Annotated in this window: 17 protein-coding genes and 1 pseudogene; 15 read left to right on the top strand and 3 right to left on the bottom strand. The window is 63.9% G+C overall.

Features of this window, described 5'->3' with window-relative positions:
* Positions 1–175: 175 nt before the first annotated feature.
* From ACFFNA_RS24380 to ACFFNA_RS24445, 14 genes and pseudogenes are all read left to right on the top strand, one after another.
* Positions 176–1234: a LacI family DNA-binding transcriptional regulator gene (locus ACFFNA_RS24380; RefSeq protein WP_378922217.1), complete on the top strand. Its 1059-nt coding sequence runs from the start codon at positions 176–178 to the stop codon at positions 1232–1234.
* Positions 1231–2243, top strand: a pseudogene (locus tag ACFFNA_RS24385) (Gfo/Idh/MocA family protein). Before ACFFNA_RS24380 ends, ACFFNA_RS24385 begins: the two are co-directional and overlap by 4 nt.
* Positions 2240–3841: an acyl CoA:acetate/3-ketoacid CoA transferase gene (locus ACFFNA_RS24390; RefSeq protein ID WP_378922219.1), complete on the top strand. Its 1602-nt coding sequence runs from the start codon at positions 2240–2242 to the stop codon at positions 3839–3841. The pseudogene ACFFNA_RS24385 and the gene ACFFNA_RS24390 overlap by 4 nt, the downstream one beginning before the upstream one ends.
* Positions 3834–4610: an enoyl-CoA hydratase/isomerase family protein gene (locus tag ACFFNA_RS24395; protein ID WP_378922221.1), complete on the top strand. Its 777-nt coding sequence runs from the start codon at positions 3834–3836 to the stop codon at positions 4608–4610. Before ACFFNA_RS24390 ends, ACFFNA_RS24395 begins: the two co-directional genes overlap by 8 nt.
* A gap of 16 nt (positions 4611–4626) precedes the next feature.
* Positions 4627–6138: an aldehyde dehydrogenase family protein gene (locus ACFFNA_RS24400; RefSeq protein WP_378922223.1), complete on the top strand. Its 1512-nt coding sequence runs from the start codon at positions 4627–4629 to the stop codon at positions 6136–6138.
* A 59-nt stretch (positions 6139–6197) separates the two neighbouring features.
* The gene (locus tag ACFFNA_RS24405; protein ID WP_378922225.1) at positions 6198–7451 is read left to right on the top strand and encodes an ABC transporter substrate-binding protein; all 1254 of its coding nucleotides are present in this window, start codon (positions 6198–6200) and stop codon (positions 7449–7451) included.
* A gap of 90 nt (positions 7452–7541) precedes the next feature.
* Positions 7542–8498, top strand: coding sequence for a carbohydrate ABC transporter permease (locus ACFFNA_RS24410; protein ID WP_111548685.1), 957 nt, complete (start codon positions 7542–7544; stop codon positions 8496–8498).
* A complete protein-coding gene (locus ACFFNA_RS24415) occupies positions 8495–9439 on the top strand; it encodes a carbohydrate ABC transporter permease (protein WP_111548686.1) in 945 nt (314 codons plus the stop codon). The genes ACFFNA_RS24410 and ACFFNA_RS24415 overlap by 4 nt, the downstream gene beginning before the upstream one ends.
* Before the next feature lie 4 nt (positions 9440–9443).
* Positions 9444–10559 carry an ABC transporter ATP-binding protein gene (locus tag ACFFNA_RS24420; protein ID WP_111548687.1) on the top strand — a complete coding sequence of 372 codons (1116 nt, stop codon included), beginning with the start codon at positions 9444–9446 and terminating at the stop codon, positions 10557–10559.
* A 5-nt stretch (positions 10560–10564) separates the two neighbouring features.
* Positions 10565–12067 (top strand): GMC oxidoreductase, encoded by a 1503-nt coding sequence (locus ACFFNA_RS24425; protein WP_378922228.1) that lies wholly within the window; start codon positions 10565–10567, stop codon positions 12065–12067.
* Complete coding sequence (locus ACFFNA_RS24430) at positions 12064–12825, top strand: 3-ketoacyl-ACP reductase (RefSeq protein WP_378922230.1); 762 nt, start codon at positions 12064–12066, stop codon at positions 12823–12825. Before ACFFNA_RS24425 ends, ACFFNA_RS24430 begins: the two co-directional genes overlap by 4 nt.
* Before the next feature lie 13 nt (positions 12826–12838).
* The gene (locus tag ACFFNA_RS24435; protein WP_378922232.1) at positions 12839–14467 is read left to right on the top strand and encodes a GMC family oxidoreductase; all 1629 of its coding nucleotides are present in this window, start codon (positions 12839–12841) and stop codon (positions 14465–14467) included.
* A gap of 12 nt (positions 14468–14479) precedes the next feature.
* Entirely contained in the window at positions 14480–14797 is a 318-nt protein-coding gene (locus tag ACFFNA_RS24440; RefSeq protein WP_378922234.1) for a Dabb family protein, read from the top strand.
* A 71-nt stretch (positions 14798–14868) separates the two neighbouring features.
* Positions 14869–16104 carry an MFS transporter gene (locus ACFFNA_RS24445; RefSeq protein WP_378922236.1) on the top strand — a complete coding sequence of 412 codons (1236 nt, stop codon included), beginning with the start codon at positions 14869–14871 and terminating at the stop codon, positions 16102–16104.
* A gap of 64 nt (positions 16105–16168) precedes the next feature.
* On the opposite strand, the gene ACFFNA_RS24450 is transcribed toward ACFFNA_RS24445, so the two are convergent.
* The 3 genes from ACFFNA_RS24450 to ACFFNA_RS24460 all read right to left on the bottom strand — a co-directional run bounded on the left by ACFFNA_RS24450 (position 16169) and on the right by ACFFNA_RS24460 (position 19586).
* The gene (locus tag ACFFNA_RS24450; RefSeq protein WP_378922238.1) at positions 16169–17014 is read right to left on the bottom strand and encodes an EamA family transporter; all 846 of its coding nucleotides are present in this window, start codon (positions 17012–17014) and stop codon (positions 16169–16171) included.
* Between the two features lie 7 nt (positions 17015–17021).
* Positions 17022–17933, bottom strand: a complete 912-nt coding sequence (locus tag ACFFNA_RS24455; RefSeq protein ID WP_378922240.1) for an endonuclease/exonuclease/phosphatase family protein — start codon at positions 17931–17933, stop codon at positions 17022–17024.
* 99 nt (positions 17934–18032) lie between these two features.
* Complete coding sequence (locus tag ACFFNA_RS24460) at positions 18033–19586, bottom strand: cation:proton antiporter (RefSeq protein WP_378922242.1); 1554 nt, start codon at positions 19584–19586, stop codon at positions 18033–18035.
* A gap of 50 nt (positions 19587–19636) precedes the next feature.
* Between ACFFNA_RS24460 and ACFFNA_RS24465 the strand changes: the two genes are divergently transcribed.
* Positions 19637–19870, top strand: coding sequence for a hypothetical protein (locus ACFFNA_RS24465; RefSeq protein WP_378922244.1), 234 nt, complete (start codon positions 19637–19639; stop codon positions 19868–19870).
* Positions 19871–19889: the final 19 nt, after the last annotated feature.

The raw sequence follows: 19889 nt of genomic DNA on the forward strand, positions 1-19889 counted from the left end.
AGGGTTCATTCATCGACAAATGCTGCACCGCAGCAAAATTCGGCGTAAAATGGGCCGTATCGCCTTTCCTGATCAATTTCTCAAATTCAGAAAGAACCCCGATTGACTCCAGATAGGAGTAGTGATTAGAACGTTCCAATAGATTTGACCTAGAAAACCGGGAGGACGCATCTGGATGGCCAGTCGGGCCAAGGCAACGATATTCGACATTGCCCGCGAGGCAGGCGTGTCCAAATCGACGGTGTCGCTCGTGCTTCAGGGCAGTGGGCTGATCCGGCCTGAGACCGCGGTCAAGGTTCGCAAGGCGATCGAGGATGTTGGTTACGTCTACAACCGTGGCGCCGCCAACCTGCGCAAGGCGCACTCCAACGTCATCGGTATGGTCATCAACGATCTCACCAATCCCTTCTTCGCCGAACTGGCGGTCGGCATGGAGCGCGTCTTCCAGTCGGCCGGCATCGTGCCTTTCATCGCCAACACGGCGGAAAATCCGGTGCGCCAGGAAGAGGTGCTGAAATCGTTGATGGAGCAAGGCGTCGCCGGCCTCATTGTGTCGCCGGCGCGCGGCACCACGCCGGGCGCTTTCCGTCGGCTGGAGATGGCGGGCGTTCCGGTCGTCTTCGCCATGCGCCGGCTGCCTGAAAGCCGCATTCCGGTGATCACGCCCGACAATCATCGCGGCGCCTACCTTGCGGCCGCCCATCTCATTGGCAAGGGCCATCGCCGGCTTGCCTTCTTTGGCGGTTCGTCCGATCTCGTGGTCTATCATGAACGCCTTGGCGGCTTTCGCGATGCCTGCGAAACGCTTGGCATCGCTGCCCGCGACGTGCTCCTCGTCGAGGGCGAGACCAGCCGCAGAGGTGGCATGGCGTGCCTGGAAACCGCTCTGTCGATGCCCGAACCACCAACCGCGGCCTTGTGCTTCAACGACGCGGTCGCCTTTGGCGTCATGCTGGCGCTACGCAAGCACGGACTTGAGCCTGGCGCGGATTTCGCCGTCGTCGGCTTCGACGATGTGGTGGAGGCCGAGCACTATATACCGGCCTTGACCAGCGTTTCGGTGGACACGGCTGGGCTCGGCGAACGTGCCGCCCATGTCATGCTGAAAATGATCCAGTCGCGCACCACGCGGGCCGAAGATCATATCGGCGCGGTCAATCTGGTGGTCAGGGAAAGCTGCGGCCCGGATCGTCGCGCCCGAAACAGGCCCGCAGGAATGGGGGACGCGGCATGAGCGTCAGATGGGGCTTGATCGGCGCCAGCACGATCGCCAGACAGTTCATGATCAACGCCATCCGCGCGCAAGGCGATGGCGAGATCGCCGCGGTGATGAGTTCCAGCCCCGAGCGCGCCACGGCCTATGCCGGGGAGAACAACATTCCGCTGGCTGTTTCGACGCTTGACGCTCTGCTCGGCGCCGACATCGACGCGGTCTACATCTCGACCACCAATGAACTGCATCTCGAGCAGGCCCTGGCCGCCGCCAAGGCGGGAAAACATGTGCTGTGCGAAAAGCCGCTGGCGCTGACCAGCAGCGACGCGCGCACAATGGTCGCCGCGGCAAAAGCCGCCGGCATCGTGCTCGGCACCAATCATCATCTGCGCAACGCCGGCGCGCACCGCGCCATGCGCGAGGCCATCGCGGCCGGCCGTATCGGCAGGCCGATCGCCGCGCGCGTCTTCCATGCCGTCTACCTGCCGGAGAACCTGCAGGGCTGGCGCATCACGAAACCTGAGGCAGGCGGCGGCGTGGTGCTCGACATCACCGTGCATGATGCCGACACGCTGCGCTTCGTGCTCGGCGACGATCCGGTCGAAGTCTCGGCCTTCACCCAGTCGGCCGGCATGGCCGGCAGCGGGTTGGTGGGGCCATGTGCATCTGGCGCTTCAAGTCTGGCGTTATCGCCCAGTCGCATGAAGGCTTCACCACCAAATTCGCCGACACCGGTTTCGAGGTGCATGGCTCGGAAGGCTCGATGATCGCCCGGAATGTGATGACGCAGAAGCCGGTCGGCTCAGTGACGCTGCGCACGGCAAAAGGCGAAGAGGAGCTGAACTTCGACCGCGAGGACCTCTATGCCCGGTCGCTGCGCCAGTTCCATGCCGCTATCCGTGGCGACGGCCAACCTTCCGCCACGGGCGAGGACGGCATCTGGTCACTCGCTGCAGCCGAAGCGGCCCTGCAATCGGCCAGTTCCGGCAAGGCCGTCAAGATCGACCCGAAACTCGGGAGCATGAATTGAGCAAGGTCGTTTCCGCAGCGCAGGCCGCAGGCCTGATCAAGGATGGCATGGTCGTATCCGTGTCGTCGTCGAGCGGTCTCGGCTGCCCGGACGCGGTGCTGGCCGCGATTGGCGAGCGCTTCGACAGCGAAGGCCATCCGAAGGATATCACCACGCTGCACCCGATCGCCGCCGGCGACATGTATGGCATCAAGGGCATCGACCATCTGGCCAAGCCCGGCCTGTTGAAGCGCACCTTGTGCGGCTCCTATCCGTCGGGACCCTCCTCGTCCGAGCCGCCGCAGATCTGGAAGATGATCGGCGACAATTCGGTCGCCGCCTACAATGTGCCGTCGGGCATCCTGTTCGACATGCATCGCGAGGCCGCCGCCAAGCGGCCAGGCGTGCTGACCAAGGTCGGTCTCGACACCTTCGCCGACCCCCGCCACCAGGGTTGCGCCATGAACGCAGCCGCCAGCGAGCCGATCGTTTCGGTGCAGCAGTTCGACGGCGAGGAATGGCTCTATTTCCGCTCGATCGTGCCGCATGTCTCGATCATCCGCGCCACCACGGCCGACGAGCGTGGCAACCTCACTTACGAGCATGAGGGCGCCTATCTCGGCGGTCTCGAACAGGCGCTCGCCGCCCGCAACAATGGCGGCGTCGTCATTGCCCAGGTCAAGCGCGTCGTCGAGAACGGCACGCTGAAGCCGCACGACGTGCGCGTGCCCGGCGTGCTGGTCGACCACATCGTCGTCGCGCCCGACCAGTTGCAGACGACGCTGACGCCTTACGACCCGGCAATCTCGGGCGAAATCTTCCGGCCGCTGTCGAGCTTCCGCAACGCCGAAATGAACGTCCAGAAGGTGATTGCGCGCCGCGTTGCCATGGAGCTTCGCGACGGCATGGCCGTCAACATCGGCTTCGGCATCTCGGCCAATGTGCCACGCATCCTTCTCGAGGAAGGCCAGCACGGCAAGGTCACCTGGGTGATCGAACAGGGCGCCGTCGGCGGCGTGCCGCTGCTCGACTTCAAGTTCGGCTGCGCCTCCAACGCCGAGGCGATCATGCCCTCGCCGCACCAGTTCATCTATTTCCAGGCCGGCGGCTTTGACGCTTCGCTGCTGTCCTTCCTGCAGATCGACCGCCACGGTTCGGTCAACGTCTCCAAACTGTCTGCACGGCCGCATGTCACCGCCGGTGCCGGTGGCTTTGTCGACATCACCGCGCGGGCGAAGAAGATCGTCTTCTCCGGTTTCTTCAATGCCGGGGCAAAACTCTCATTGGCTGATGGCGGCATCCACATCGACCAGGAGGGCAAGGTCAAGAAGGTGGTCAACGAGGTCGAGCACATCTCCTTCTCGGGCAAGCGCGCGGTCGCACAGGGACAGGACATCACCTACGTCACCGAGCGCTGCGTGATGAAGCTGACGCCCGAAGGTCTGGTTGTCACCGAAATCGCAGCCGGCATCGACCTGCAGCGCGATGTGCTGGCCCAGTCCGGGACCCCGCTCGGTGTCGCCAAGAACCTTGAGGTGACACCCGCCGCACTTTACCTGGATCAGCCGATCGGCCTAACGCTGAATGGCGGCGCCGCGCTTGGAGGCGCTCATGGCTGAGCGTCTCGTCACCTTCGAGCAAGATGGTGCCATCGGCATCGTCACCTTGCGCCGGCCGGAGAAATTCAACGCGCTTGACATTCCGATGCTGCGGGCGCTGGAGACAGCGCTCGACGAAGCGGAGATGGCCAAAGGCGTGCGCGTCGTATTGCTTCGCGGCGAAGGCAAGGGCTTTTGCGCCGGCGGCGACGTCGAGGCGTGGGCGCAGATGAGTGCCGCCGACTTCCAGGTGCAATGGGTGCGCTATGGCCACCGTGTCTTCGACCGGCTGGCGCGACTGCGGCAGCCGACCATCGCCGTGCTGTCCGGCCATGCGCTGGGCGGCGGGCTGGAACTGGCCGTCGCCTGCGACTTCCGCGTGGCGGAGAAACACGTCAAGCTCGGCTTCCCCGAAACCTCGATCGGCGTCGTCCCGGGCTGGTCCGGCACCCAGCGCGCGGTGCGCCGCTTCGGTGCGCAGACGGTGCGGCGCATGGCGCTGGGCGGCGAGATTCTGCTCGCACCCGAAGCGCTGGCCCTGGGCGTGGTCGACCGGGTGGCTGAAACCGGCAGCGGCCTGACCGAAGCCAGGGCATGGGCCGAAAAGATCGCCGAGCGCGGCCCGCTGGCGACGGAAGCGGCCAAGCTGATGATCGCGGTCGCCGAAGGTGAGGACAGTGCCGCGGCAACGGAAGCGCTGGCCAGTGGCTTCATCGCCCTGACCGGCGATCTCCAGGCCGGTGTCGGCGCTTTCAAGACCAAGCAGAAACCAGCATTTTCAAGATCCTGAGGATTCCGAAGCCAAGATGAACGCCCGTCTCAACATCATCATGCCCGCCGAGGCATCCGCAGCGCCCAGAGCCTATCGGCTGCTGATCGACGGCAAGCATGTCGATGCCCGCGACGGCCGCACGCTGGAGCGCAAGAGCCCAGGCCACGGCTTCACCGTCTCGCATTATGCACAGGCCGGCGAAACCGAAGTCGAAGCCGCGGTGCTGGCCGCGCACAAGGCGTTCGACACCGGTCCGTGGCCGCGCATGAAGGCGGCCGAGCGCGCCGCGATCCTGCTCAAAACGGCCGATCTGATCGAGGCACGGCTGGAAGAGATCGCCCGGCTCGATGCGCTGGAATCGGGCAAGCCGATCGCCCAGGCGCGCGGCGAGATCGGCGGCGCCGTCGACATCTGGCGCTACGCCGCATCGCTCGCCCGCACGCTGCACGGCGAATCCTACGCCAATCTCGGCGACGCCATGCTGGGTGTCGTGCTGCGCGAGCCGATCGGCGTCGTCTCGATCATCACGCCGTGGAATTTCCCCTTCCTGATCGTCAGCCAGAAACTGCCTTTCGCGCTTGCCGCCGGCTGCACGGCCGTGGTCAAGCCGAGCGAAATGACCTCGGCCTCGACCTTTGTTCTTGGTGACATCCTGATGCAGGCCGGCCTGCCCACCGGCGTCGTCAACATCCTCGCCGGCCTTGGCGCCGATGTCGGCGCGCCGATGGTCAGCCATCCCCTGGTCGAGATGGTGTCGTTCACCGGCTCCACCCGCGTCGGCAAGATGACCATGGCCTCGGCCGCCCAATCGCTGAAGAAAGTCTCGATGGAACTTGGCGGCAAGAACGGTCAGATCGTCTTTCCGGACGCAGACCTCGAAGCGGCCGCCGACGCGGCCGTGTTCGGCGGCTTCTTCAATGCCGGCGAATGCTGCAATGCCGGCAGCCGGCTGATCGTGCACGAGGCGATCGCCGATGATTTTCTCGGCGCGGTCAAGGCGCTCACCGCCAGGGTGACCGTCGGCGATCCGCTCGATGACCGCACCAAAGTCGGCGCGATGATCTCGTCCGACCATCTGGCCAAGGTAGCCGGTTACGTCACGGCAGCGGCAAGCAACGGCAGCAGCGTCTACAGCGGCGGCAAGCAGTTGGCCTCGAATGCCGGCCAGTACCTCGATCCCACCATCATCCGCGACGTCACCGAGGACATGGCCATCGCGCGCGAGGAAGTATTCGGCCCGGTGCTCTCGGTGCTGACTTTTGAATCGATTGAAAAGGCGTTGCACATCGCCAACAACACGCCTTATGGTTTGTCGGCGGGCGTATGGAGCGCCAGCATCGACACCTGCATGTCGGTGGCGCGGAATGTGCGTTCGGGAACCGTCTGGGTAAACACGTTCATGGAAGGTTATCCCGAGCTGCCATTCGGAGGCTACAAGCAGTCCGGTCTCGGACGCGAACTCGGCAAACGCGCCGTCGAGGATTATACCGAGGAAAAGACAATCCAGTTTCATCGCGGCCAACGCACCGGATGGTGGGTCGGCTGAGTTGAGAAGAACCCGGCGGGCATCCGCCGGTCGTGTAGATGCAACAAGGGAGGAAGTACATGTTGCGCAAACTGCTTATCGGAACGGCTCTCGCATCGGGCCTTGCTTTCGCGGCCCATGCCGAGGACGTCAAGGAAGTCCAGATGCTGCATTGGTGGACGTCGGGTGGCGAAGCGGCTGCTCTCAACGTCCTCAAGGGCGACCTGGCCAAGGAAGGCTATGCCTGGAAGGACGTGCCGGTGGCCGGCGGTGGCGGTGACCCCGCAATGGTTGCGCTGAAGGCAATGGTGGCTGCAGGCAATCCGCCGACGGCTTCTCAGATGCTCGGCTACACCGCGCTCGACTATGCGGCGGCCGGCAAGATGGGCGATATCACCGCCATCGCCGTCAAGGAGGGCTGGGACAAGGTTGTTCCCGCGGCGCTGCAGAAGTTTACCGTCTATGAAGGCAAATGGGTCGCGGTGCCCGTCAACGTCCATTCGGTCAACTGGTTGTGGATCAACAAGGCGGTGATGGACAAGATCGGCGGCACCGAGCCCAAGACCTTCGACGACCTTATTGCGCTGCTCGATAAGGCCAAGGCGGCCGGCGTCATTCCGCTCGCCTTGGGTGGCCAGAACTGGCAGGAAGCCACCATGTTCGACTCGGTCGTGCTGTCGACCGGCGGACCTGAGTTCTACAAGAAGGCCTTCAACGACCTCGACGACGCATCGCTGAAGTCCGACACGATGAAGAAGTCGTTCGACAACCTCGCCAAGCTCGTCACCTATGTCGACCCGAACTTCTCGGGCCGCGACTGGAACCTCGCCACCGCCATGGTCATCAAGGGGGACGCACTGGTTCAGGTCATGGGCGATTGGGCCAAGGGCGAGTTCCACGCCGCCAACAAGACCCCGGGTACCGATTTCCTGTGCTACCGCTTCCCGGGCACCGACGGCAGCGTCGTCTACAATTCCGACGTGTTCGGCATGTTCGACGTATCTGACGACCGCAAGGCCGCCCAAGCCGCACTTGCCACCGCCACTTTGTCGAAGAGCTTCCAGTCGGCCTTCAACGTCGTCAAGGGCTCGGTTCCGGCCCGCACCGACGTTCCGGACACCGACTTCGACGCCTGCGGCAAGAAGGGCATCGCCGACCTTAAGGCCGCCAACGAGAAGGGCACGTTGTTCGGTTCGCTGGCCCAGGGCTATGGCGCCCCGCCCGCGATCGCCAATGCCTACAAGGATGTCGTGACCAAGTTCGTCCACGGCCAGATCAAGACCTCGGACGAGGCCGTGACCGAGCTGGTCAAGGCGATCGACGACGCCAGGTAAGCGCCACGCACCAAAAACGCCTTCCCCGCTCCGGCGGGGAAGGCTCCGATCCGCGAACCTGGTTGACCTCGCGTCGACGGGAGGAGCCCTATGAGCACGGTAGCGACAAGCCAGATCAAGCTGACGCCGGAGCACGCCCGTCCGCGCGCCTCGGTGCGCTCGCGCCTGCAGGACGCGCTGCCGAAGATAGTGCTGGCACCCAGCTTCGCCATCACCATCGTCTTCGTCTACGGCTTCATCCTGTGGACGATCTATCTGTCCTTCACCAATTCCAAGACCTTCCCGTCCTATGTCATCACCGGCTCGCGCGCCTATCAGCGGCTGTGGGGCTGGACCTTCGACACCGACCCGCCATCGAGCTGGTACACGTCGATCACCAACATGGGCATTTTCGGCTTTCTCTACATCTTCATCTGCCTGGCGCTCGGCCTGTTCCTGGCCATCCTGCTCGACCAGAAGATCCGCGGCGAAGGTGTGCTGCGGCCGATCTATCTCTATCCGATGGCGCTGTCCTTCATCGTCACCGGTGTCGCCTGGAAATGGTTCCTCGATCCGGGCCTCGGCCTTGAGCAGACCTTGCATCAATGGGGCTGGACGAGCTTCCATTTCGACTGGATCAAGAACAAGGACTTCGTCATCTACACGGTGGTCATCGCCGGCGTCTGGCAGGCCTCCGGCTTCATCATGGCGATGTTCCTGGCCGGCTTGCGCGGCATCGACGGCGAGATCATGAAGGCGGCGCAGATCGATGGTGCCACCACCTTCCAGCTCTATCGGCGCATCGTCATCCCGCTGCTGCGGCCGATCTTTCTGTCGGCCTTCATCGTGCTCGCGCACCTTGCCATCAAATCGTATGACTTGGTTGTCGCGCTGACCAGCGGCGGCCCCGGCGGCTCGGCCTGGCTGCCGTCGAACTTCATGTATGAGTACACCTTCAAGCGCAACGAGATGGCTGTCGGCTCGGCGAGCGCCGTGATCATGCTGATGACCATCGTCGCCATCATCGTGCCCTATCTCTATTCGGAACTGCGGGAGAAGCCGCAATGAGCGCCGTTGCCACTCCTGTCCGCCAGACCGCCGGCGGCGTCAACGTCAAGACCATCAACCGCATCGTCATCTACGGGCTGCTGGCGCTGTTTGCGCTGTTCTACCTGATGCCGCTGTTCGTCATGCTGGTCACCTCGTTCAAGACCATGGAGGAGATCCAGAACGGCAACATGCTGGCGCTGCCACAAGCGCCGACCTTCGAGCCTTGGATCAAGGCGTGGAGCGAAGTTTGCTCGGGCCTGACCTGCGTCGGCATGAAGGGCTATTTCTGGAACTCGATCAAGATGGTGGTTCCGGCAGTCATCATCTCGACCCTGCTCGGCGCGCTCAACGGCTATGTGCTGACGAAATGGCGCTTTCGTGGGGCGACGCTGGTGTTCGGGCTGATGCTGTTTGCCTGCTTCATCCCGTTCCAGTCGGTGCTCTTGCCGATGGCGACGATCCTCGGCAGCCTCGGCCGGTTCGGCGTTAAGCTGCAGAACGCGACCGGTTTCACCTTCGGCTTCGGCAATCCGACCGTGAACCTGGTGTTCGTTCACGTCGTCTACGGCATCGGTTTCACCACCCTGTTTTTCCGCAATTATTACGAAGCGTTTCCGAACGAACTGGTTAAGGCGGCGCAGATCGACGGGGCAAGCTTCTTCCAGATCTTCCGGCGCATCATGCTGCCCAACTCGTTGCCGATCATCGTGGTGACGGTGATCTACCAGTTCACCAACATCTGGAACGACTTCCTGTTCGCCTCCGCCTATGCCGGTTCCGGCGACGTGATGCCGATGACGGTAGCACTCAACAATGTCGTCAACACCTCGACGGGCGTCGTCGAATACAACGTCAATATGGCGGCCGCGATGATCGCCGCACTCCCAACCCTTCTCGTCTATGTGCTCGCCGGCCGCTATTTTGTGCGCGGCCTGATGGCCGGCGCCGTCAAAGGATAATCTGATGGCTTTTCTGGAAATTGATGGTCTGAGAAAGCGCTTCGGCCAGGTCGAGATCCTCAAGGGGATCGATGTCGAACTCGATAAGGGCGGCTTCCTGGTGCTGGTCGGCCCGTCCGGCTGCGGCAAGTCGACTTTGCTCAACACCATCGCCGGCCTCGAGACGATCACTTCGGGCGAAATTCGCGTCGAGGGACGCACCATCAACGACCTGCATCCGTCGAAGCGCGACATCGCCATGGTGTTCCAGAGCTATGCGCTCTACCCGAACATGACGGTGGCCGGGAACATCTCCTTTGGCATGGAGATGCGCGGCGTGCCGGCGGCAGAGCGCCAGAAGGCGATCGACAAGGTGGCCAAGGTGCTGCAGATCGGCCACCTCCTGCAGCGCAAGCCAAGCCAGCTGTCCGGCGGCCAGCGCCAGCGCGTCGCCATGGGCCGGGCGCTGGTGCGCGACCCAAAACTGTTCCTGTTCGACGAGCCTTTGTCCAACCTCGACGCCAAGCTGCGCGTCGACATGCGCATCGAGATCAAGCGCCTGCACGCCACCACCGGCACCACCATCGTCTACGTCACCCACGACCAGATCGAGGCGATGACGCTGGCGACCAAGATCGCCGTCATGCGCGACGGCGAGGTGCAGCAGTTCGGCACCCCGGCCGAGATCTACAACAACCCGACCAACCTCTTCGTCGCCGACTTCATGGGTTCGCCGGCGATGAACCTGATCCCGGCGACGATCGGCACCAACGGCAACGCGCTGTCCGTCGTACTGCAGCGCGAGGCGCGCGAGCCGATCTCGCTGCCGATGGCCAACGCACCGGCGGGCCTGTCGGCATTCCAGGGCAAGCCGATCATCTTCGGTGTTCGCCCCGAAGCGCTGACCGATCCGGAAGGCGCCGAGCGCAATGCGTCGAACATAGCCACCGCCGACTGCTTTATCGAGGTGGTGGAGCCGGCAGGCTCCGACACCTTCGCCGTCACCAATCTCGGCGGCAAAGGCGTGGTGGCGCGGCTGCGCGCCGACGCCAACATCCAGCCCGGCACCAACACGTCGCTCGCCTTCAACCTGACCAAGGCGGTGTTCTTCGATCCGGCGACCGAAAACCGCATTCTCTGACCGAGATGGCAAATCCCGATATCGTCATCATCGGCTCCGGCATCGGCGGCGCCACGATCGCCTCCGGTCTGGCCGGCAGCGGTGCCTCGATCCTGATGCTGGAGCGCGGCGAGCCGTTGCCGGCAACGCCGCATGCGCGCGACACGCGGTCCATCTTCGTCGACGGCCACTACCGGCCGAAGGAGATGTGGCGCGAAGCCGGCGGTGCGGCCTTCAACCCCGGCAACTACTACTACGTCGGCGGCAATTCGAAATTCTATGGCGCGGTGCTGATCCGTTACCGCAGGGAAGACTTTTCGGCCATGGAGCATTTCGGCGGCGTGTCGCCGGCCTGGCCGTTTTCCTACGAAGAATTCGAGCCCTGGTATTCGAAGGCCGAGCAGCTGTTTCGTGTGCGCGGCACACTGGGCGAGGATCCGACCGAGCCGTTCCACTCGATCCCCTACGCCTTCAAGCCGGTACCGGACGAGGCGCCGATCGCGCGCGCCCGCGCCGAGCTCAAGGGCCTCGGCCTGCATCCGGCCTCGCTGCCGCTCGGCGTCGACATCGACACCTGGCTGAAGGATGGCAAGACCGGCTGGGATGCTTTCCCGAACACCGGGCAAGGCAAGGTAGACGCGCAAACAGGACCGCTGACGGCTGCCCTCACCGACCCGAACATCAAGCTCGAGACCGGCGCTTACGTCGAATCTCTCGAAGCCTCGGCCGACGGCAAAACCATTGCCGCCATTCACTACCGCCAAAATGGCGACGTGAAGAAAGTCTCGCCGAAGCTGGTCATCCTCTCAGCCGGAGCAGTCAATTCCGCCGTCATCCTGCTGCGCTCGCCTTCTCCCGACGGCAAGGGCCTTGCCAACCGCTCCGACCAGGTCGGCCGCAATTTCATGAACCACAATTCCAGCGCCATGCTGGCGATCGATCCGCGCCGCCGCAACGATTCCATCTACCAGAAGACGCTGATGCTGAACGATTATTATCTGTCCGACGGCAAGGGCGGCAAGCCGCTCGGCAACGTCCAGCTTCTCGGCAAGATCGACGGCAACATCCTCAGCGCCAATGTAAAGTTCGCGCCTAAATTCGCGCTCGATTTCATGGCCGGCCATGCTGTCGATTGGTATCTGATGTGCGAGGATCTGCCCGATCCTGAAAGCCGCATCATGGTCGACGGCAAGGACATCGTCATGCAATGGCGGCGCTCCAACATGCAGTCGCTGGACGGGCTGACCAAGGTGATGCGCGAAAACTTCCGCGCCTGCGGTTACCCGATCGTGCTGTCGCGCCCCTTCGACAAGCGCACGCCGTCGCACCAGTGCGGCACGGTCAAGATGGGTGACGATCCGGCGACCGCGCCGCTCGACCCGTTCTGCCGGTCCTTCGATCACCGGAATCTGTTCGTTGTCGATGGCGGCTTCCTGCCGAACTCGGCCGCCGTTAATCCGGCGCTGTCGATCGCCGCACAAGCGCTGCGTGTCGCCGACCATATTCGCAAGACCGAGCTTTCCACATGACCCGTCCTGCAGCCATCGTCACCGGCGGCGCGCGCGGCATCGGCCTGGCCTGTGCGCAGGCGCTGGCCGATGCCGGCTTCGATATTCTGGTCGCTGACCTTGCCGAAAACCCCGCTGACGGGTTAGCCAAAGACATCGCCAAGCACGGCGCGAAGTTCGCTTATGTCAGCTGCGACATTGCTGATCTTGCCAGTCACACCACACTCGTCGATGCGGCGATGCGCGCCTTCGGCCGCATCGATTGCCTGGTCAACAATGCCGGCGTCGGTGCCGTCGTGCGCGGCGACCTCCTCGAGCTGAAGCCGGAGAACTTCGATAGGGTGCTCAGCATCAATCTGCGCGGCACCGTGTTCCTCAGCCAGGCCGTCGCCAAGGCGATGCTGGCTGCACCTGGCAGTCACCCGAAATCGATCATCACCATCACCTCGGTCAGCGCCGAAATGGCGTCGCCGGAACGGCCGGACTACTGCATCTCGAAAGCCGGGCTGTCGATGTGGGTGAAGACCCTGGCGCTCAGGCTCGCCGCCGAAGACATCGCTGTGTTCGAGGTGCGGCCGGGCATCATCCGCACCGATATGACATCAGGCGTCACCGCCAAATACGGTGCCTTGATCGACGGCGGGCTGGTGCCGGCAAAGCGCTGGGGCGAAGCGTCGGACATCGGTGCCGTGGTGGCGACGCTCGCCGGCGGCAAGCTCGGCTTTTCGACCGGCTCGATCATCAATGTCGACGGCGCGCTCTCCGTGCCGCGGCTGTAAGGTGGATAGTGTCATGACCGACTACATCATCGTGGGCGCCGGCCCGGCCGGCTGCGTTCTGGCCAACCGGCTGAGCGAGGATCCGGCGAATTCGGTGCTGCTGCTGGAAGCCGGCGGCAAGGACTGGCATCCCTATATCCACCTGCCGGCGGGCTTTGCCAAGATGACCAAGGGCATTGCTTCCTGGGGCTGGTCGACGGTGCCGCAGAAGCACATGAAGGACCGCGTCTTCTGGTACACGCAGGCCAAGGTGGTCGGCGGCGGTTCTTCCATCAACGCCCAGATCTACACGCGCGGCAATGCCCGCGACTACGACGCCTGGGAGAAGGAAGAGGGTCTCGCCGGCTGGGGCTACCGCGACGTGCTGCCTTATTTCAAACGCGCCGAGAACAACCAGCGCTACGCCAACGACTTTCATGGCGACCAGGGCCCGCTCGGTGTGTCGAACCCGATTTCGCCGCTGCCGATCTGCGAAGCCTATTTCCGCGCCGGCCAGGAGATGGGCATTCCGTTCAACCCGGATTTCAACGGCGCCAGCCAGGAAGGCGTCGGCTACTACCAATTGACCCAGAAGGATGCGAGGCGTTCATCCGCTTCGGTCGCCTATTTGAGGCCGATCCGAGCGCGCAAGAACCTCACCGTCAGGACCGATGTGCTGGTGACCCGCGTCGTCGTCGACAAAGGCCGCGCCATTGGCGTCGAAATCGTCGACAGGCCGGGCGGCGAGAAGAAAATCCTGCGCGCCGACCGCGAGGTGATCGTTTCGTCCGGCGCCATCGGCTCGCCGAAGCTGTTGATGCAGTCGGGCATCGGCCCGGCCGACCATCTGAAATCGGTCGGCGTCGCGCCGGTGCATGACCTCCCCGGCGTCGGCTCGAACATGCAGGACCATCTCGACCTGTTCGTCATCGCCGAATGCACCGGCGATCACACCTATGACAACTATGCCAAGCTGCACCGCACGGCCTGGGCCGGCCTGCAGTACCTGCTCCTCAAGAAGGGGCCGGTGGCCTCCAGCCTGTTCGAGACCGGCGGCTTCTGGTACGCCGACCCGACTGCCGCCTCGCCCGACATCCAGTTCCATCTCGGCCTCGGCTCCGGCATCGAAGCCGGTGTCGAGAAGCTGAACAACCCGGGCGTCACCTTGAACTCCGCCTTCCTGCGGCCGCGCTCGCGCGGCACGGTGCGGCTGAAGAGCGCCGACCCGGCCGACCATCCGCTGATCGATCCGAACTACTGGTCCGATCCCTATGACCGCGCCATGTCGATCAAGGGGCTGAGGCTGGCGCGCGAGATCATGCGGCAGAAGGCGCTTAAGCCCTACGTGCTGCGCGAAGTGCTGCCCGGCCCGTCACTCGCCAGCGACGACGAGCTGTTCGACTATGCCTGCCGCAGTTCCAAGACCGACCACCACCCGGTCGGCACCTGCCGCATGGGCCATGACGACATGGCGGTCGTAACGCCGGATCTGCGGCTGCGCGGCATCGAAGGCCTGCGGGTCTGCGACGCCTCGGTGATGCCGCGTGTGCCCTCCTCCAACACCAATGCGCCGACCATCATGGTCGGCGAAAAGGGTGCCGACCTGATCCTTGGTCGCGAGCCGCTGCCGCCGGCGGTGTTTTCCGGAAACCGTGCAGCTTGAAGGGTCCTGAAGATGATCAGGCACTGTGTTTTCGCTAGGTTTCGCAACGATGTTCCGGCCGCCGAGCGCACAGCGATCCATGCCGACCTCGAGGCGCTGCGACGGGTGATCGACGGCATGGACACCGTCAAATTCAGCGCCAATGTCAGCCCGGAGCCGTTCGCGCGCGGCTTCACCCACGGCTTCACCATCGATTTCCGCGATGCCGCCGCCCGCGACGCCTATCTGGTGCATGAAGCCCATCAGCGCGCCGGCGCCCGGCTGGTTGCAGCCCTCGAAGGCGGCACCGACGGGTTGATGGTCTTCGATCTCGACCTTACGAAAAAGTGACCGCCGGTTTTTCGAAAGCCGGCTGATGGCTGTTCTCTTTTGCGAACCGGGCGACATATCGTTGCCCGGGGATGGCAAAGGAGCACGTCTTGAACCTCAACGCCCAACAGAAGAAAACCGTCCTGGCCTCATTCCTGGGGTGGACGCTCGATGCCTTTGATTTCTTCCTTCTGACATTCCTGCTCACGGATATTGCGACCGAATTCCAGACCGATGTCCCGGCAGTCTCGAAGGCGCTGTTCCTGACCTTGGCGACGCGCTTCATCGGCGCATTCTTCTTCGGCATGCTTGCCGACAAATACGGGCGCAAACCCATCCTCATGCTCAACATCGTCAGCTATTCGGTGATCGGCGCCTTGGCCGCCTTTTCGCCCAATCTCGGGATCTTCCTGGCGCTGCGCGCCCTGTTCGGCATCGCCATGGGCGGCGAATGGGGGCTCGGCAGTTCGCTCGCCATGGAGTCCATCCCGCCCAGCGCGCGCGGCATGGTTTCGGGCATCCTGCAATGCGGTTACCCGGCCGGCTACCTCCTGGCAGCGGTGGTCTATGGCCTGCTCTATCAACAAACGATCGGCGGCTACACGATCGGCTGGCGCGCCATGTTCCTGCTCAGCTTCGTGCCGGCACTGATCGTGCTGTTCATCCGCTCGCATGTGCCGGAATCGCCGGCCTTCGTCGACGCGCGGAAAACAGCCCGACCGGGTCTGTTGGAAACGCTGCAAAAGCACTGGGGCGTCGCCCTCTATGCCGTCGTGCTGATGATGTTCTTCAACTTCTTCAGCCATGGCACACAGGACCTCTACCCGACCTTCCTGAAGAAGCAGCACGGCTTCGATCCCCACACGGTGAGCTGGATCACCATCGTCGCCAACATCGGCGCCATTGTCGGTGGCCTGGCGTTCGGCGCGCTGTCCGAGAAGATCGGCCGCGTCAACGCCATCACCCTGGCGTGCCTGATCGCCCTGCCGTCGATCCCGCTGTGGGCCTACAGCACCACGCCTTTCATGCTCGCCATTGGCGCCTTCGTCATGCAGGTCGCGGTCCAGGGCGCCTGGGGCGTCATCCCGGTGCACCTCAACGAGCTTTCACCCGGGTCGGTGCGCGCGACCTTGCCCGGCTTCATCTATCAGGCCGGCAATCTCGCCGCCTCCTACGGCGGCCCTTACCAGGCAGGCATCGCGGAAAGGGTCGGGGGCAGCTATGGCTACGCGCTGGCGCTTTTTGCCGGCGTGGTCGCCGTCTGCATCATCGTCGTCATCCGCTTCAGTCCGGAAAGACGCGGCCAGGTGATGACGGTGCTGGGCTGAAAGATCTGGCTGGTTTTTCACGCATGATCTTTGCCGAAAAGTCTGCAACTTTTCGGGATCATGCTCAGCCCAGCCTGAGCGCGACGACACCGGCAACGATGCTGAGCGCGGCGGCACCGCGCCAGCCCGTCATCTTCTCGCCGAGCGCGAACACCGAGATCATCATGGCGAACAGGATCGAGGTTTCGCGCAGCGACGCCACCGAAGCGATCGGCGCCTTGGTCATCGCCCACATCACGATCCAGTAGGCTGCACCGCTGAGCGCGCCGGTGAACAGGCCCACCTTCCAGTCACGCGCCAGCACCGGCAGCGCCTTCGGCCCACGGAAGATGAGGCATAGCACCAGCGCGCCAAGCGCATCGCAGATGAACAGCCAGGCGGCATAGCTCTGCGCGGTGGCGGCCAGCCGCGCGCCGCTGCCGTCGGACAGCGTATAGCTGGCGATGAAAATCGAGGTGCCCAGCGCAAAGCCGACCGCGCGCAGGTTCAGCTTCTCCAGATGCGCGCCGCCGCGAAACGACATCACCAGCGTGCCGGCCGACAGCAGAAAAATGCCGAGAATGGCAAGCGGCGCCGGCACCTCGGCGACCACGAACATGCCGCCAAGGGCTGCCAGCAGGGGTGCTGTGCCGCGCGCCAGCGGATAGGTCTGGGCAAAATCGCCCGCCTGGTAGGCGCCGATCAGGAAGGTCCGGTAGCCCATATGGAAGAGCACCGAGGCCAAGATATAGGGCCACACTTCGGCTTTCGGCACCTCGACGAAGGGCAGCACCACGAGGGCTGCAGCGCCCATGCCGAGCGTCATCAGCGTGATCGACAGGAAACGGTCGAGATGGACCTTGACCAGCGCGTTCCAGATCGCGTGCATGGCGGCGGCGGCAAGCACCGCGAAGAAGACGAAGAGCGTCATATCAGGCTCATCCGCCGCGCTCCATGGCGAGCGGCGTCTTGAGATCGATGTCGATCCGCAGCGGAAAATGATCCGACGCGACCTCACCCATGTCGGCGCTGACCGAGCGCACGCGCCCCGCAAACATGCCGCCGACGAAGCAATGGTCGAGCCGGCGCTTTGCCACCTTGCCGTCGATGGTCTTCACATGGGTGTGGAAATCCGCGGGAGGCTCGCTGGCAACGGCAGCGGCATCGACGAAGCCATCGAGGTAGGCGGCGCCACGATGATAGGGCGTGCTGCCGACGATGCGGCTGTATTCGGCGCTGCCCGGCTCCATGTTGAAATCGCCCAGCCAGATCGCCGCCATTGGGTTCTCCGGCTCCGGCTCACCATTACTCCAGTTGCGGGCAGGCTCGTCATCGGCGCCGCTCCACGGCCCGCCTTCGGAAGGCGCACGGCGATGCTCGGCAAGCAGATAGTCGATCTGCTCCAGCCGCTCCTCGACCGCGATATGGGCGAGATGCAACGACAGCACCCGAACCGGGCCCGCCGGCGTGCGGATCATGCATTCGAGCGCCGCATTGCGGGTGTTGAGCGGCCGCAGCGTGCGGCGCATCGGCAGCGTATGCAGCCGCGACCAGACGATCGGTAGTTTCGACAGTACCATGGTGCCGAACTGACGGCGTCGGTTGACCAGGCGGCCGTCACGCCGCTCGCTGGCATCCATGTCGAGGGCCGGACCATAGACCCAGTGATAGTCCGGCAGCAGGCGGGAAAGCAGTTCCGGCTGGTCGTCGCAATTGCTGCGTTGCCAGTGCCGTTCGACTTCCTGCAGCGCAATGATATCGGCATCGTCGACGATGCGGGCGGCGCGCGAAAGATCGTAGCGGCCGTCGCTGCCGAACCCGTACTGGATGTTGTAGCTGACCAGCTTCATTGCTTATCCGGCTCAATTTCGCTGATTGCACTAACGGTTCGGCGATGGCCCTGCAATGGACCGCGGCGACAGCGTGGCTGGGCCAGGAGGAGACACCACCTATGTGGTGGTGAGCGGCTGGAAACTTCCAGCCGGCGATGCCGCCAATTCCGACCAGTCGATTTCCTCTTCAAGCCGGTGATAGGCCTCGTCGCCGATCGTGCCGTTGCGGCGCAGTTCCTCAAGCGTGTCACGCTGGCGGTTGATGGCATAGAGACGCAGCCGGTCATACTCCGTAGCCGCCTGCGCATTTTCCGGGTTTTCGGCGATCGTGCGCTGGGCCGTATATTGTTTGCGCACGGCGGCAGCCGCATTCGAAGTCTTGCCGCTCAACACATTCAACGCGGCCTGCATAATGGCGACACGCGCCTGCGCCACTTCGCGATCGACTGTCGTGTCCGGATCGAAGTTGAGCAGGCGCAGCAGCGGCTTCAGCGTCATCCCTTGCAGCACCAGAGTACCCAGAACCACCGCGAAGGCGGCGAGCACGATCGGATCGCGGCCGGGAAATTCGACCGGCAAGGCAAAGGCCGCGACCAGCGTCACCAACCCGCGCATGCCGCACCAGCCGATAAGCACGCCGCCGCGAAACGATGGCGCTTCTCGCCTTTGGTCCTCGCTGCCGAAGCGGGCAAACCATCGTATGATCACGCCGTAACCCAACACCCAGGCGAGGCGCGACACGATGACGACGGCCAGCACCGTTGCGGCGAAGACGAATGCTTCGCCCTGCCCTTCCCCGGCAAGCCGGCCGACGATCGACCGTGCCTGCAGGCCCATCAGCACAAAGGCCAGCACGTTGAGCACAAAGACCGCCGACTCCCACACCGAATAGGTGCTGACGCGCCGCCTTGCCGACATGCGGCGCGGCGCCCTGCGTGCGAGGGTCATGGCATAGACGACAATGGTGATGATGGCCGAAAGGCCCAGCCTGTCGGCGAGGATCCAGAACCCGAAAGTTCCGGCGAATTGCACCACCGTGCTGCTCGCCGCATCCTCGATCCGGCTGAGCGTCAGCAGCGAAAAGCGGGCAAGCAGATAACCCGCGGCCAGGCTGCCGATCGTCGACAACAGGATCGTCGGTATGGCGTTGCTCAGCATGATCGCGCCGAGCGTTGCCGAAACCGCCAACCGGTAGATCAGGAGCGCGGTGGCACCGTTGAGCAGGCTCTCGCCCTGCAGGATGGCGGTGACGCGGTGCGGCACCTTGAACTGCCCGAGCACCGCGCTGGCCGCCACCGCGTCCGGCGGCGCGACGATGGCGCCGAGCGCTATCGCCGCGGCAATCGGCAGCCCGGCCATTTTCCAGCCGACGAAAGTAACGACCGCCGTCGTGAAGATGACGGCGCCAAGCGCCAGAGCGACGAGCGGCAGCCGGTAGCGGTTGAGATCCCGCAACGATGTGTCGTAGGCGGCATCCAGAAGCACCGGCGCAATGAACAGCGCCAGCGCCAGCTCCGGGTCGATCTCGATCGTCGGCGCGCCAGGTACGAAAGCGAGACCGGCGCCTGCCAGAGCCAGCAGCGAAGGATAGGGTATCTCCAGCCGCCGCGACAGCGCTGTCAGCGCGACGGCGGTCAAAAGCAGGACAAGGGTCAGTTCGAAAAGCGCCATGGCCTATCGTAGCGGCGAAGCAGGATCGTTGGCAGTGGTTAGATGACAAGATGCTGTTGATTGTCCAACGCACTCTCGGCTCCTGGCAGTATGCCCGGATCGGATTGCCGGCGTTCTGGAAGATCGATACCCACTGGTTCGGCGACCGCATCGGCCATGCCGACATCGCGCATCCGGGGCTCGCGTCGCTGGCCGACTTCCCCCCATTGGAAATCCATGCCGCGCGGATGAAAGCCCTGCCGGTCTCTCAGACAGTGATGCAGCCGTTCATTGCGCCGGCTTGAGGGGCCGGGTTCTTCTTCT

It is taken from the genome of Mesorhizobium kowhaii (assembly GCF_042431665.1).
In the GTDB taxonomy this organism is placed as follows: Bacteria; Pseudomonadota; Alphaproteobacteria; order Rhizobiales; family Rhizobiaceae; genus Mesorhizobium; species Mesorhizobium kowhaii.